Raw genomic sequence first — 13,692 nt, forward strand, 5'->3', positions numbered from 1 at the left:
TTGCGGGATAACCTTTTATGCAGGGTTATCCCGTTTTTTTATCACTCGCTTCTGAAACGCTCATCCAGCAGTTTGCGCAGCGCGTCGGACTGTTTACCGAAAATCGCATGCACTTCCTGGCCGAGAATAATCACTCCCAGCGCCCCTTCCGCCTGCAACGCCTCGGTATCGACGCGGGTAAGCTCTTTGACTTTAACGCGCAGACGCGTCATGCAGGCGTCCACGCTTTCGATATTCTCCTGTCCGCCGAAATCCGCCACCAGACGCGCGATCTGCTCGCGCTCCGGGTCGGTTAACGCCTGGGTAGTGGCGGGCTGCGGGCGGGTGACGTGGTGCAGGAACGATTTCAGGCTAACCATAGCGGCTCCTTTTTCAGGCCAGATAATAAAAAAGCGCCCGTTCGGTTGAACGGGCGCGCAGGGAATAACTCAGGCGAGGCGGCGGCGCAGAATGCTGCAGCCCCAGGGGGCGAGCGACAGCTTGCCGCTCAGCGCGTCGCCGGTCAGCATATCGGCGCAGCCCTCCGGCAGCGTCACCGACTGCGGCGCGCCGGTGTAGTTTTCAACGAAGATAAACGCGGATTCGCCATCGTGGCGGGCATGCGCGGTGACGCCCGGCGGGAAATCCGCCGCCAGCGCGCGCGTCAGCGACAGCTCGTTAATGATGTTGCCGAAGAAATCGCGCTGGAAAGCGAGATCGTTACGTGAGGCCACATACCAGGCTTTGCCCGCGCCAAATGCGTTAACCGTCACCGCCGCGCGTCCGGCATAGAAATCGTCGCGGTAGGTGGCGAGCGCCGTCGCGCCTTCGGTGTGGATGAGGTCGCACAGATGACGCACCTGATACGGCCCCTGCAAGCCCGCCTCGTTGCCCGCCAGCCCCTGAATGAGGTTGCGTTCGCCGTCGGCGAGGCAGTCGATCTCTTCCGCCCAGATGCCCAGCAGCTTGCGCAGCGGGCCGGGGAAACCGCCGAGATGGCAGAGATCGGTCTCGTTGACGATGCCGCTCCAGTAGGTCGTCACGAAGTGGCCGCCCTGTTCGACAAAGGCTTCAGCGCGTGCGGCAAACCCGTCGCGCACCATGTAGAGCATTGGCGCGATAACCAGTTTATAGCCGCTCAGATCGGCGTCGGCGTTAATGATATCGACCGCGATACCCTGCTCCCAGAACGGCCGGTAGTGCTCGGCGACCGTCTTTTCATACTCCAGCCCCAGGTTGCGCGGGCCCTGCGCGTCGTCCATCGCCCAGCGGCTTTCCCAGTCGAAAATCACCGCCACCTGCGCGTCCACCCGCGCGCCGACCACAGGATCGAGCTGGCTTAAGATATCGCCAAGCTGCGCCACTTCGCGCCCGATACGGGTGTCGATATGGCCGACGTGATCCACCACCGCGCCGTGGAATTTCTCCACCGATCCACGGCTCTTTCGCCACTGGAAGTACTGCACCGAATCCGCGCCGTGCGCCACCGCCTGCAGTGAAGAGAGAATATGCATCCCCGGCTTTTTCAGCTTGCTGGTGGGCTGCCAGTTGGTCGTGCCCGGCGTCGATTCCATCAGCACAAACGGTTTGCCGTGCTTTAACGTGCGCATCAGGTCGTGATACATCGCGGTATAGCAGGCAAGCTCGGTTTCATCTTTATCGCGGTGCCACATCGGGTAGCTGTCCCAGGAGATAAAATCGAGCGGTTCGGCGAGCTGCCAGTAGTCGTAATCGTAGAAATACTCCATGAAGTTGGTGGTAGCCGGTAATTCCGGGTTCACCGCCTTCAGCGGGGCCAGTTCGTGACGACAGAAATCGGTCACCTGCGCAGTGTTAAAGCGCCGCCAGTCCAGATTCAGGCCGTGAATAGTGTTTTCGCCCTGCGGCGCCGGGGATTCAATCTGCGACCAGTCGGTAAAGGTGTGGCTCCAGAAGGTGCTCCACCAGGCCTCGTTGAGTTTATCGAGCGTGCCGTAGCGCGCTTTCAGCCAGCCGCGGAAATTCTCCTGGCACAAATCGCAGTGACACTCGCCGCCATATTCGTTGGAGATATGCCAGCCGAGCACCGCCGGATGGTGCGCGTAGCGCTCCGCCAGCAGGCGGTTGATAGTCGCGGTTTTGTCGCGGTAGACCGGTGAGCTCATGCAGTGATTGTGGCGGCCGCCATGCAGCGCCGGAACGCGGTCACGCCCGACGCGCAGCACCTGCGGGTATTTTTGCGACATCCAGGCCGGACGCGCGCCGCTCGGCGTGGCGAGAAAGACATGAATGCCGCCCTGATACAGCTTGTCGATAATCTCGTCGAGCCACTCGAAGCGAAACACGCCTTCTTCAGGCTCCAGTTTCGCCCAGCTGAAAATGCCCACCGACATCACGTTGCATTTCGCCTGCTGCATCATGGCGATATCGCTCTCCACCGTGCCGGGGTAGTTCTCCCACTGCTCCGGGTTGTAGTCCGCGCCGTGCAAAAGGGCGCTGACCTTCGGACTTAAAGGCGCAAATTTGTTCATTGACAGGCTTCCTGATACGGCATACCCGTCCGTTTTCACTCGCCAGGCGCGCGGCCTGCCAGGTGAAAGCATCAGGGTATAAATGGAATAAAAGGGATTAATTAAAGACTTTTACCGATGGCAGCACGTTGCCGTGGCAATCGAAAAACGCCTGGTTTTCGCGGGCGTTGCCGGTTTTCCATTCGTCATGGATATATTTCATGCCCGCAGGCGTCGCCCAGGTGTTCCCCGGTACGGCAATCCAGGCCGGCTCCCAGTAGAAAATGCCTTTGCCGCGATGGTTTTCGACGTTCGCCACGCTCTGCATCAGGTCATGCACGTAGTCGTACTGGCCCTGCACCGTCGCCGGGTAGCCGCCGTCTTTTTCTTCTTTCTGCTGGAAGCTGTTTTCGGCGTTGTCGCAGTTCTCCAGCGTGTACGCATAGGCGGCTTCCACCACAATCACATCTTTGTTGTAGCGCTTACTGATGTCGTCCATGTTGGCTTTAAGCGCGCTGATGGGGCCATTCCAGTAGGTGTACATGGAAAGCCCAATCACATCGAACGGCACCTTACGTTTGGTGATTTCATCGAACCACCAGCGGAAAGTGTCATTTTTGGTGCCTTCGGCCAGATGCAGCATGATTTTCACCTGCTCGCCCTGGGTCAGGTTCTCCCGCAGCCCGCTGATGGCGGCGTTCAGCAGGCCCGCGAGACGGTCAAACTCGCCGCCGCCCTGCCCCCAGCTTTTGCCTTCCGGCCACAAAATGCCGCCGTTAATTTCATTGCCGATCTGCACCATATCCGGCAGCACGCCCGCCTTTTTGAACTCAGCGATGGTGTCGCGGGTGTAGTCGTGGATCGTGGTTTTGAGCTGATCGTAATTCTGGTTTTCCCAGGCTTTCGGCTTGAACTGCTTGCCAGGGTCGGTCCAGAAATCGCTGTAGTGGAAATCGAGCAGCAGGCGCATCCCCTGCGCTTTGACGCGTTTTGCCAGCGCAAGCGTGGTGGCAAGATCGTTGCCGCCGCCGCCGTAAGGCGCGCCCGCGCTGTCTTTCGGGTCAACCCACAGGCGCAGGCGCACGTAGTTCACGCCGTTCTCGCGCAGAATGGTCAGCGCGTCCTGGGGTTTATGTTGGGCGTCGTAGAACTTCGCCCCCTGACGTTCCAGCTCCGGCAGCGTGGAGATATCCGCGCCCTTGATAAAGTCCGCCGGGAGGTTAAGCGGCTTCGGCGTTATCTGCGTCATATCGGCGGCGAAAGCGGAAAAACAGCAGGCCAGCGAGACAGCAAGCAGTGCGGGTTTACACAGTTTCATCAGATTATCCTTTGGTACTGCCGGAGGTCAGACCGGAGACGAAGTATTTTTGTAAGGCCAGATAGAGAATGGCGACCGGCACCGCAATCAGCACCGCGCCCGCAGCGTAAGTGGTGTAGCTCGCGCCCATCTTCTGCGCGACCAGGTTATAGAGCCCGATCGGCAGCGTGTATTTATCCGGCGTGCGCAGAATGGTGCTGGAGAGGATGAAATCCCCGAGCGGCCCGGTAAAAGAGAAGAGCGCCACCACCGCCACAATCGGTTTAGAGAGTGGCATGATGATTTCGATAAAAATCCGGAAGTTGCTTGCGCCGTCCATGCGCGCGGATTCGTCGAGATCTTTCGGGATAGCGTCCAGATAGCCTTTCATCAGGTAGGTGTTCATCGGGATCATCCCGGCGACGTAAATCAGCACCAGCGCCAGGTGGCTGTTAATCAGCCCAAGCAATTGCGAGAGCACGAAAATGGCGATCAGCGCGGAAAACTGCGGGATCATCTGCAACAGCAAAAACAGCATCAGCCCGTTCTGGCGGCCCTTAAAGCGAAAGCGCGAGAACGCATAGGCGGTGAAGCTGACGCTGATTAACGTCAGCACCATCGTCATAAAGCTGATTTTCATCGAGTTCCAGTACCAGGTAACGTAATTCACCTGGCCGTTGAAGAGATCGGCGTAGTGCTGGAACGAGAGGTTTTCCGGGATTATCGAGCTGCTGAGCAGGCTGTTGCCCGCGTTCAGCGACGCGCCCACCGTCCAGATCAGCGGATAGATAATGATTGTGCTGACCGTCAGGATCACCAGCCACGAGAGCGAGAGCCGCAGCCACTTTTCCTGTTTCATGCTTTGTCGTTTGGCCATGATGACTCCTTATGCCGTCTCGTCATTTTTGAACGACTTCGTGGCGCGGAACTGCCACAGCGCCAGCCCCACCACAAAAATGGAGAGCAGGATGGTTATCGTCGCGGCGATGGCGTACTGGGACGAAGACATCGTCAGCTTGTAGATCCACGAGACCAGAATATCGGTGCCGCCCGCGTTGGAGCCGGCCACCGCAGGCCCGCCGTTGTTAAACAGGTAGATGATGTTGAAGTTGTTAAAGTTGAACGTGTATTGCGTGATGATGATGGGCGCAATCGCGTAGAGCACCAGCGGCAGCGTAATGGTGCGCAGGCGCGTCCAGGTGCTGGCGCCGTCCATTTTCGCAGCCTCATACAAATCGTCCGGGATCGCCTGGAGCACGCCGGTGGTCATGGCGAACACAAACGGGAAGCCGAGCCACGTCTGCATCATGATAAGCGCCGTTTTGGTCCAGAACGGATCGGTCATCCAGGGCTTCGGCGCGATGTTGAAAAACGCCAGGATCGCGTTGTTAATCACCCCGAAACTGTCGTTAAACATCCCGGCGAACACCAGAATGGTGACAAAGCCCGGCACCGCCCACGGCAGAATGAAAATGGTGCGGATAAGCGGCTTAAAGCGCAGATCTTTCTGGTTCACCAGAATCGCCAGCAGCACGCCCACGGTGCACTGGAACGTGGTGGCGAGCAGCGTCCAGACCACCGTCCACTGCAAGACGTCAAAGAATGTCGAGCGCCAGATGGAGAGCGTGAAAATATTGACGAAATTCTTCAGCCCCACCCAGTCCACCAGCTTCGCGGGCGGCGTGTGGTAGAGGTTGTAGTTGGTGAACGCGATGGCGAAACCAAAGAGGATCGGGAACACCACCAGGAACACCAGCAGAATAAAACCGGGCGCAATCATCAGATACGGAAAGCCGTCCGAGAGCAGCAGCTGGTACTGTTTGCGCACGCTGTTAAGCGTCAGCCCTTCGTCGCGGCGCCTGCCGTTCACCCAGGCGTCGCGCAGCGAGAAGTAATAGACCGTTAGCCCAAAGCCCACCACCAGCAGGCTCAGAATGCCTTCCGCCAGCAGGAAGATGGAGTTGTCGCGCGGCACCTCTTCACCGAGCGTATAGAGCCCCCACAGCCCCACACGCAGGAAATCGTGAAACACCCCGAGAAAGCTTGCCAGCAGCACCAGAAAGGTGACGCCTTTTAGCCACTGACGGTTATAAAACTGACCCACGCCCGGCAACAGAGCGCAGAGCAGCGCGCACCAGGCGTGTCGGCCCGCCCCTCGGGCTACGGGCATCTTTTCGCTGGGACTGATAATCACACACGGCTCCTTCTGAAAACGGGAGGCGCCCCTCCCGCTTTTAACGGTTCATCCGGCGACGCCCGCAGACGCCGCCGGGTACGGCTTACTGATTACTGGCCTGCATCGCTTCGATCTGCATGGTTATCTGTTTCACCGCGTTATCGAGCGCGGTTTTCGGCTCCTGCTTGCCGGTGACGCTAAGCTCAAGCGCCGCGTTGGCAGGTGCCCACACTTCGCCCATTTCAGGAATGCCCGGCATCGCGCTGGCGCGTGCCGCCTGTACCGCCACCGCGCTGGCTTTCTGATCGCCCTTAATCACCGGATCGTCCATCAGCGCCACCAGCGGCGGGATCTCGCGCGTCGCGATATAGCGCGTTTTCACATACTGCGGCTGGTTGATGAACTCAATAAACTGCTGCGCCAGGGCTTTGTCTTTGCTCCAGGTAGAGACCACGTAGCCTTTCACGCCGAGGAACGAGCTCATCGGTTTGCCGTCCGGCAGCGTTGGCAGCGGCACCACGCCGTAGTTAATGCCTGCGGCTTCGTAAGGCTGGAACGCCCACGGGCCGTTAATTACCGCCGCCGCTTTCTTCTCGGTAAACAGCGAATCGATGGCGTTCAGGCCGTTATCGCCGATGATCCCCGCCGGGAAGACGCCGTCGGCATAGAATTTTTTCAGGAAAGTGACCGCTTCCACCGCGCCAGGCTTGTTCAGGCCGACATCCAGCGGGTTAAAGCCGCCTTTGTCGTGTTTCCCGAAGATGTAGCCGCCCATCGGGCCGATGGCGCCCCAGCTGTAGTAAATCTGATCGAACTTGGCGAGCAGGCCGTACTGGTTTTTCGCGCGTTGCGCTTTAGAGAAGTCATACCAGGCCTGGAGGCTGTCGAACGGCTTTTCCACCAGATCTTTGTTGTAGATAAGCACCAGCGTTTCGACGGCTTTCGGCACGCCGTACTGGGCGTTATCCATGCGGAACGCCGCAACGGAAGACGGCGTAAACGCGTCGGTCTGCTTTTTATCGAGCGTCAGCGGCGATAACAGCCCCTGCACCACCGCGCCGCCCAGCTGATCGTTTGGGATCACCAGCACATCCGGCCCGATCCCCGCCGGGCCATCGAGACGCAGTTTTTCGAGCTGCTGGGCGAACGGCATCTCCTGCATGTTCACTTTCACGTCGTACTGCTTTTCAAATGCCGCCACGGCATCCTTAATTCCGGCGGATTTTTTAATGTCTTCCCACACGTTAAGCTGTCGGGTCGCCGCGCTGGCGCCGGCGCTGACCATCAGAGCGGAGAGAACCAGGGCGGTAAGGATGTTCTTTTTCATTATCAACCTCATGTGAAGGTATAACAATTACGTTGTTTTTATTGAGTGCTTCACTTCTGCTTTAAAGCTCAATCGCTGTAACCATGCAGCCTGCAAAAGCCCACCCAGCGAATTTTCATTTTGTTATACGCTACGCTGACAACCCTGATAACTCTACAAAAAACTGTGCGTTGTGTGATCGTCGTTACAGAAATGAAAACCGGCGATAGGGGGCGAAATCCGGGGAAGTTATAGTCATGGCACTGATTTCAAGCCGTTGCGCATCACTCCGCTGAATTGTTACACGTAATACAAAAAAGACGTTCAGCACCCGTCAAAAACGCCAGCGGCCACCACGGCTTACACTTTCGAGGAACCCTGATGTCCAGCATAAGACTGAGGAATGTCACCAAACGGTTCGGGAAAACCGAAACCCTGCACAATATCAATCTCGATATTGCCGACGGCGAATTTGCGGTATTCGTCGGGCCGTCCGGCTGCGGAAAGTCCACGCTGCTGCGCATGATCGCGGGCCTTGAAGAGGTGAGCGACGGCGAGGTGCTGATTGGCGATGAGGTGATGAACGACGTGGCGCCCGCGCACCGCGGCGTGGCGATGGTCTTTCAGTCCTACGCGCTCTACCCGCACATGACGGTGGCGGAGAACATGGGCTACGGGCTGAAGGTCAATAAAGTGCCGAAAGATCAGATTCGTCATCAGGTGGAGATGGTGGCGAAAACGCTGCAACTCTCGCACCTGCTGGATCGCAAACCCAAACAGCTCTCCGGCGGCCAGCGCCAGCGCGTGGCGATTGGCCGCGCGATTGTGCGTAACCCGCAGGTGTTTATGTTCGACGAACCGCTCTCCAACCTTGACGCCGAACTGCGCGTCGAGATGCGTCTGCATATCGCGAGGCTCCATCAGGAGCTGAAAACCACGATGGTGTATGTCACCCACGATCAGATTGAGGCGATGACGCTCGCCGATAAAATCGTGGTGATGAACTACGGCAAAGTGGAACAGATGGGCTCGCCGATGGCGCTTTACTACAACCCGGTTAATAAATTCGTGGCCGGGTTTATCGGCTCGCCGAAGATGAATTTCCTGCCTGCCACCGTGGCGCGCTGGGAAGACGGCGCGCTGGACGTCACGCTCTCGCAGGGTAAAACGCTGCGGCTGGCCATTCACACCGCGCCGCTGAAGCCTGGCGATGCGGTGACGCTGGGCATTCGCCCGGAACATCTCTCCACCGGCGCGCAGTCGGAAGTCTCATTAACTTTTAACTGCGAAGTGGTGGAGCGCCTTGGCAACAATACCTATTTGTTCGGCCAGTGCTACGGGCATGACAATATGAAGATTTTGCTGCCGGGCGATGTGCACTTCAGCCCGTGGCAGGCGGTGGAAGTGGGCTTTCGCCCACGCGACTGTATGGTGTTTGACGCCGACGGCCTGCGCATCAGCGCCGACACCGACGTGCCGCACGCGCATTAATGTTCTCCTGCGTCGGCCTTAGCAGGCCGACGATTTTCCCGCCGCTTTTCGGATTTCACAAAGGTTCCTTCCCTTAATTACTGTATATAATACCAGTATTTTGCAGGCCAGCTTTGCTGCCCGTTTAAGGAGGAACTATGTCGACGTTATCCGTGCTCCCTGAAGTATTACCTGAAGTGCAGCCCGCGCCTGCCGCGCTCACCGAGCCGCGACGCATCCGCGTGAGCTACGCCAGCCGTTTTCATGACGGCGTCAATCTCGCCGCGCTGACGCTTCGCGGCAGATGGCTGGAGGAAGCCGGTTTCCCTACCGGCACCGATGCGGATGTGCGGGTGATGCCCGGCTGTATTGTCATCACGGCGCGCGCGCCGGAGCCGGAAGATCCGCCGCTGCTGAAATCCCTGCGCCGCGTTTGCAAGCTGTCGGTCCGCAAGCAGCAGCAGGTGCAGGAGTTTATCGAGGTGATCGCCGGCAAGCGTAAAAAGAAAGTGTGAATGCGCGCGGGCAACATGCCGCCCGCGCCGGAGGCTCAATACGTATCGTCGCGTCGCAGCCCGACATCGCGCAGCTGCGCCTCGTTCATTCTGCTGAATACTTTTCGGGTCTGCGCGCGCAGCCGCCAGGCTTTCCAGGCGCGCCAGATCAGTATGAAGCCAATAAACGGTCTGCGGGGTCGGTTCTCGTGAAATTCCATCGTCGCTCTCCTGTGTCAGGCTGAGCCTTATGATGGCCGGGATTGCCCGTAACAATACAGATTCACAAACTCTATTTGTTAGCCATACAGAAACGCGACATAAGCGGCTGAAAGGCGTATTGTGCCGTTATCTGTACCGGTTTGGTGATCTGTACTGTATCAAAGGAGCATACAGCATGACGCGTTATCAGCACCTCGCCTGCCTGCTGGCGGAGCGAATCGAACAGGGCCTGTACCGCCACGGTGAAAAACTGCCGTCGGTGCGCAGCCTGAGCCAGGAGCACGGCGTCAGCATCAGCACCGTACAGCAGGCGTATCTGGTGCTGGAGAATCAGCAGCTCATCGTGCCGCGACCGCGCTCAGGTTATTTTGTCGCGCCGCGCAAAATGCAGCCGCCGGTGCCTGCGATGACGCGCCCGGTACAGCGCCCGGTTGAGGTGACTCAGTGGGATGAAGTGATGACGCTCCTTGACGGGCGTGGCGATAAAAGCCTGACGACGTTCGGCGGCGGCGCGCCGGATATCACCCATCCGACGCTTAAACCGCTCTGGCGCGAGATGAGCCGCGTAGTGCAACACAATCAGCTGGACGTTTTTAGCTATGACGATCTGGCGGGCCGCCCGGAGCTGCGCCAGCAGATAGCCCGCCTGATGCTGGATGGCGGCGCGAACATCAGCGCTGACGAACTCATCATCACAAGCGGCTGCCACAACGCGCTCTCAGTGGCCCTGCTGGCCGTCTGCAAGCCCGGCGATATCGTCGCCGTGGAATCGCCCTGCTACTACGGCACCATGCAGTTGCTGCGAAGCCTGGATATCAAAGCCATTGAGATCCCGACCGATTCGCAGACCGGCATCAGCGTCGAAGCGCTTGAGCTGGCGCTGGAACAGTGGCCGATTAAAGGCGTGATCCTGGTGCCGAACTGCAATAACCCGCTCGGCTTTATCATGCCCGATGCGCGCAAACGCGCGGTGCTGGCGCTGGCCCAGCGCCACGACATCATCATTTTTGAAGACGATATCTACGGCGAGCTGGCGACCGACTACCCGCGCCCCCGCACGATAAAATCCTGGGATATCGACGGGCGCGTCATCTTGTGCAGCTCAGTGACGAAAACACTCGCCCCGGGTTTGCGGGTCGGCTGGATAGCGCCGGGGCGTTACCACGAGCGCGTGCTGCAGATGAAATACGCCGCCAGCGGCACCAACGTGCCCGCCACGCAGCTCGCGGTAGCGGCATTCATCCGCGACGGCCACTATCACCGTCACCTGCGCCGGATGCGCCAGCACTATCAGCGCCAGATGGAAACTTACACCTGCTGGGTGCGTGAATATTTCCCGTGCGGCATCTGCGTCACGCGCCCTAAAGGCGGGTTTATGCTCTGGATAGAACTGCCGGAGAGCGTCGATATCGTCTGCGTGGCGCGCCAGCTGACGCGCCTTAAAATCCGTGTCGCCCCCGGCTCGCTCTTTTCCGCCTCGGGCAAATACCGCAACTGCCTGCGCATCAACTGCGCGCTTCCTGCCAGTGAACATCACCGCGAGGCGCTGCAACAGATTGGCGAGGCGCTGCATCATGCGATGGAAGAGAGCTGAGACTACGGAGTTATCCCCTGTCGTAACCGCCGCATGGGTTATATGCTTAACGCATGGAAAAATTAGCTGAATTAAAGCGCGCCAAGCGTCTGGCGCTCGGCCTGCTGCTGACGGCGGCGGCGACCTTTGTCACTACCCTGTTTTTGCCGCCCGGTTTCTGGGTAAGCGGCGTTAAGGCTATCGCGGAAGCCGCGATGGTGGGCGCGCTGGCGGACTGGTTCGCCGTGGTGGCGCTGTTTCGCCGTGTTCCGATTCCTTTTATCTCGCGCCACACCGCGATTATTCCTCGTAAAAAAGACCGCATCGGCGAGAACCTCGGACAGTTTGTGCAGGAGAAATTCCTTGATACCGACTCGCTGGTCGCGCTGATCCGTCGCCACGAACCGGCGCAGCTTCTCGGCCAGTGGCTCAGCCAGCCTGCCAACGCGCAGCGCGTGGGCCAGAACCTGGTGCAGGTGATGAGCGGTTTTCTGGAACTCACCGACGACAGCCGCATTCAGGGGTTATTAAAGCGTGCGGTGCATAAGGCGATTGATAAAGTCGACCTCACCCAGACCAGCGCGCTGATGCTGGAGAGCATGACCAAAAACAACCGTCATCAGGTGTTGCTGGATGCGCTTATCGGCAAGCTGATTCGCCTGGTGCAGAAGCAGAGCACGCGCGACTTCATCGCCCGCCAGATTGTCCACTGGCTGAAGACCGAGCACCCGCGGAAAGCGAAAATTCTGCCTACCGAGTGGCTTGGCGAACACAGCGCCGAGCTGGTCTCCAGCGCCGTCAATTCCATGCTCGACGACATCAGCCAAGACCAGGCGCACCAGCTGCGTCAGGCCTTTGATCGCATCACCGTGGATTTCATCGAGAAGCTGAAAAGCGACCCGGAGATGGCCGAGCGCGCCGATGGTATTAAGGCATACCTGAAAGAGGACGAGGCGTTTAACCGCTACCTGGCGGAGCTGTGGGGCGACGTGCGCGGCTGGCTGAAAAACGACATGCAGGCGGAGGATTCCCGCACCCGTCAGCGCATCGCCGATGCCGGGCAGTGGTTCGGCGAATCGCTGATGGCCGACAGCGCCCTGCGCGCCTCGTTCAATGAACATCTCGAACAGGCGGCCACTACCGTCGCGCCCGAGTTCGCCACCTTTCTGACCCGCCACATCAGCGACACGGTAAAAAGCTGGGACGCGCGCGAGATGTCGCAGCAGATAGAGCTCAACATCGGCAAAGACTTACAGTTTATCCGCATCAACGGCACGCTGGTCGGCGGCACTATCGGGCTGGTGCTGTATCTGTTGTCGCAGATACCTCACCTGCTCTGAACCGTTATTACCGTACGAACACTTGCGCGATGCGCGGGGATTTTAAAAAGTACGGAAGCCAGCACGTGACGCCGATAAATGCCGACAGGACGCTGCGAATACTGCTGTTATCCCAGCTCGCGCCAAACAGGCTCACCGGCAGCACAGCGAACCACAGCGCGCTTACCACCCCCGCCAGATAGTAGATAACCATCGCGCGGGGCGTGTGCCGCTTACGCTGGAAGAAATGCCAGCTCGCATACGCGGTAATACTGATAAGCGCCGCTAACAGCACCACCGCGCCTGCGGCATACCACGTAATAATGCCCGAGCGGCTGAAGTACGCGCTTATCGCACTGACCAGATCAAAAAACTCTACTGGCAGAAAGATCAGGCTAAATATAAGCCCGGCGGCTGGCAAGTACAGTAATCCGTTAATTTTACTGGCTTCCGCTTTTTCGCAAGCGTGACATAGCCCCGACTCTTTGTTCGGCTCATTTTCATTGCACTGGATGCACTTCATTTTCTTTCCCTGTTAATTTCACTTAAATTAAAAAATGGCGAAGCAATGATGCGATACTGCGGGCAGCATAACGCAAGCGGAAGGCGTGGCGAAGGAGATTGATAAGTGAATGGATTAATGGTCTGACGTCGCGCAGTGTTAAAGAGAGTGATTTAAGCCATTCAGACGCGCTGAAATGAAAATAACCAATACTGAACTTAATGTCCTGAAAGTCATGACGGAAAAAGAAACCGACTGGACGTGGATAATGCTGGATCGCACGCTTGCGATACGCGGCGTTGCAGGGTTTAGCAACGTTGCGAACATCGTTACCGGCCTTGTGAATAATGGAATGGTTGAGGCTGTGTATGCCGAGAACACCTCAAAGCCTCGTTATCGCGTATCAGAACAAGGTCACCAGTTATTAAGGGAAAACAATGATAATTAACGAGACTGAACTCAGCATACTTACGCTATTAGCATCCAGAGCCGAAGTGAAATGGACCTGGTATAATCTCGATCGCGCCATGTCACAGCGAAAAATGGAGGGAGTGGGCAATATCGCAAGTCTTGTAAGGAATTTATACGAGGCCGGATTAGTCAACATAACGCCCTCAACGCCTGCGGGCATGGATCACTATCATATTTCAGCGCAAGGCATGAAATATCTGCAAGCCCTTCGTCAGAAAAGCTCAGCGCAAAAATAATTACGTATTCTGCCGGATGACGACAATTCCGTTTAATAAAAATGATTTAACGCGTTGAATTCCCTGCCCATAGGCGTGAAGCAATCGCGCCTCCTATAGATGTAGCGCAATAAACGTGCACGCCCCCGGCAGTAGAGTCAGAGATTGAGAAGTCTGAG

At 57.9% G+C, this 13,692-nt stretch carries 14 protein-coding genes; 6 read left to right on the forward strand and 8 right to left on the reverse strand.

What is annotated here, in order from left to right; genetic code table 11:
• Nucleotides 1-41: 41 nt before the first annotated feature.
• The 6 genes from AACV31_RS06540 to AACV31_RS06565 form a co-directional block, all read right to left on the reverse strand.
• Nucleotides 42-359, reverse strand: coding sequence for a glucose PTS transporter subunit EIIB (locus AACV31_RS06540; protein ID WP_165155740.1), 318 nt, complete (start codon nt 357-359; stop codon nt 42-44).
• Nucleotides 360-428: 69 nt separating this feature from the next.
• The gene (locus tag AACV31_RS06545) at nt 429-2,489 is read right to left on the reverse strand and encodes a beta-galactosidase (protein ID WP_165155738.1); all 2,061 of its coding nucleotides are present in this window, start codon (nt 2,487-2,489) and stop codon (nt 429-431) included.
• Between the two features lie 97 nt (nt 2,490-2,586).
• On the reverse strand, nt 2,587-3,786 hold the full coding sequence (locus AACV31_RS06550) for a glycoside hydrolase family 53 protein (protein WP_075197414.1): 1,200 nt from the start codon (nt 3,784-3,786) through the stop codon (nt 2,587-2,589).
• A gap of 4 nt (nt 3,787-3,790) precedes the next feature.
• Nucleotides 3,791-4,642 (reverse strand): sugar ABC transporter permease, encoded by an 852-nt coding sequence (locus AACV31_RS06555; RefSeq protein WP_007780942.1) that lies wholly within the window; start codon nt 4,640-4,642, stop codon nt 3,791-3,793.
• Between the two features lie 9 nt (nt 4,643-4,651).
• Nucleotides 4,652-5,935, reverse strand: a complete 1,284-nt coding sequence (locus AACV31_RS06560) for a carbohydrate ABC transporter permease (protein WP_085959958.1) — start codon at nt 5,933-5,935, stop codon at nt 4,652-4,654.
• Between the two features lie 109 nt (nt 5,936-6,044).
• A complete protein-coding gene (locus AACV31_RS06565) occupies nt 6,045-7,268 on the reverse strand; it encodes an extracellular solute-binding protein (protein WP_165155736.1) in 1,224 nt (407 codons plus the stop codon).
• Between the two features lie 360 nt (nt 7,269-7,628).
• On the opposite strand from AACV31_RS06565, the gene AACV31_RS06570 reads away from it, so the two are divergent.
• Together AACV31_RS06570 and symE are read left to right on the forward strand one after the other, a co-directional pair.
• Nucleotides 7,629-8,738 (forward strand): ABC transporter ATP-binding protein, encoded by a 1,110-nt coding sequence (locus AACV31_RS06570; RefSeq protein WP_165155734.1) that lies wholly within the window; start codon nt 7,629-7,631, stop codon nt 8,736-8,738.
• 137 nt (nt 8,739-8,875) lie between these two features.
• Nucleotides 8,876-9,232: an endoribonuclease SymE gene (gene symE, locus AACV31_RS06575; RefSeq protein ID WP_161577525.1), complete on the forward strand. Its 357-nt coding sequence runs from the start codon at nt 8,876-8,878 to the stop codon at nt 9,230-9,232.
• A gap of 35 nt (nt 9,233-9,267) precedes the next feature.
• Here symE and AACV31_RS06580 read toward each other — a convergent pair whose 3' ends face one another.
• Entirely contained in the window at nt 9,268-9,432 is a 165-nt protein-coding gene (locus AACV31_RS06580) for a DUF1127 domain-containing protein (protein ID WP_007767046.1), read from the reverse strand.
• A gap of 176 nt (nt 9,433-9,608) precedes the next feature.
• On the opposite strand from AACV31_RS06580, the gene AACV31_RS06585 reads away from it, so the two are divergent.
• Together AACV31_RS06585 and AACV31_RS06590 are read left to right on the forward strand one after the other, a co-directional pair.
• Complete coding sequence (locus AACV31_RS06585; protein WP_075197410.1) at nt 9,609-11,027, forward strand: aminotransferase-like domain-containing protein; 1,419 nt, start codon at nt 9,609-9,611, stop codon at nt 11,025-11,027.
• 53 nt (nt 11,028-11,080) lie between these two features.
• Complete coding sequence (locus AACV31_RS06590; RefSeq protein WP_165155732.1) at nt 11,081-12,346, forward strand: DUF445 domain-containing protein; 1,266 nt, start codon at nt 11,081-11,083, stop codon at nt 12,344-12,346.
• A 7-nt stretch (nt 12,347-12,353) separates the two neighbouring features.
• Here AACV31_RS06590 and AACV31_RS06595 read toward each other — a convergent pair whose 3' ends face one another.
• Nucleotides 12,354-12,848 (reverse strand): DUF2569 domain-containing protein, encoded by a 495-nt coding sequence (locus tag AACV31_RS06595; protein ID WP_075197408.1) that lies wholly within the window; start codon nt 12,846-12,848, stop codon nt 12,354-12,356.
• A gap of 175 nt (nt 12,849-13,023) precedes the next feature.
• Between AACV31_RS06595 and AACV31_RS06600 the strand changes: the two genes are divergently transcribed.
• Both AACV31_RS06600 and AACV31_RS06605 read left to right on the forward strand, forming a co-directional pair.
• A complete protein-coding gene (locus AACV31_RS06600; protein ID WP_185155300.1) occupies nt 13,024-13,275 on the forward strand; it encodes a MarR family transcriptional regulator in 252 nt (83 codons plus the stop codon).
• Nucleotides 13,265-13,534, forward strand: coding sequence for a hypothetical protein (locus AACV31_RS06605; protein WP_185155301.1), 270 nt, complete (start codon nt 13,265-13,267; stop codon nt 13,532-13,534). The genes AACV31_RS06600 and AACV31_RS06605 overlap by 11 nt, the downstream gene beginning before the upstream one ends.
• Nucleotides 13,535-13,692 lie beyond the last annotated feature (158 nt).

Origin of the sequence: Cronobacter sp. EKM101R (assembly GCF_963888145.1) — a bacterium.
GTDB classification, from domain to species: Bacteria; Pseudomonadota; Gammaproteobacteria; order Enterobacterales; family Enterobacteriaceae; genus Cronobacter; species Cronobacter turicensis.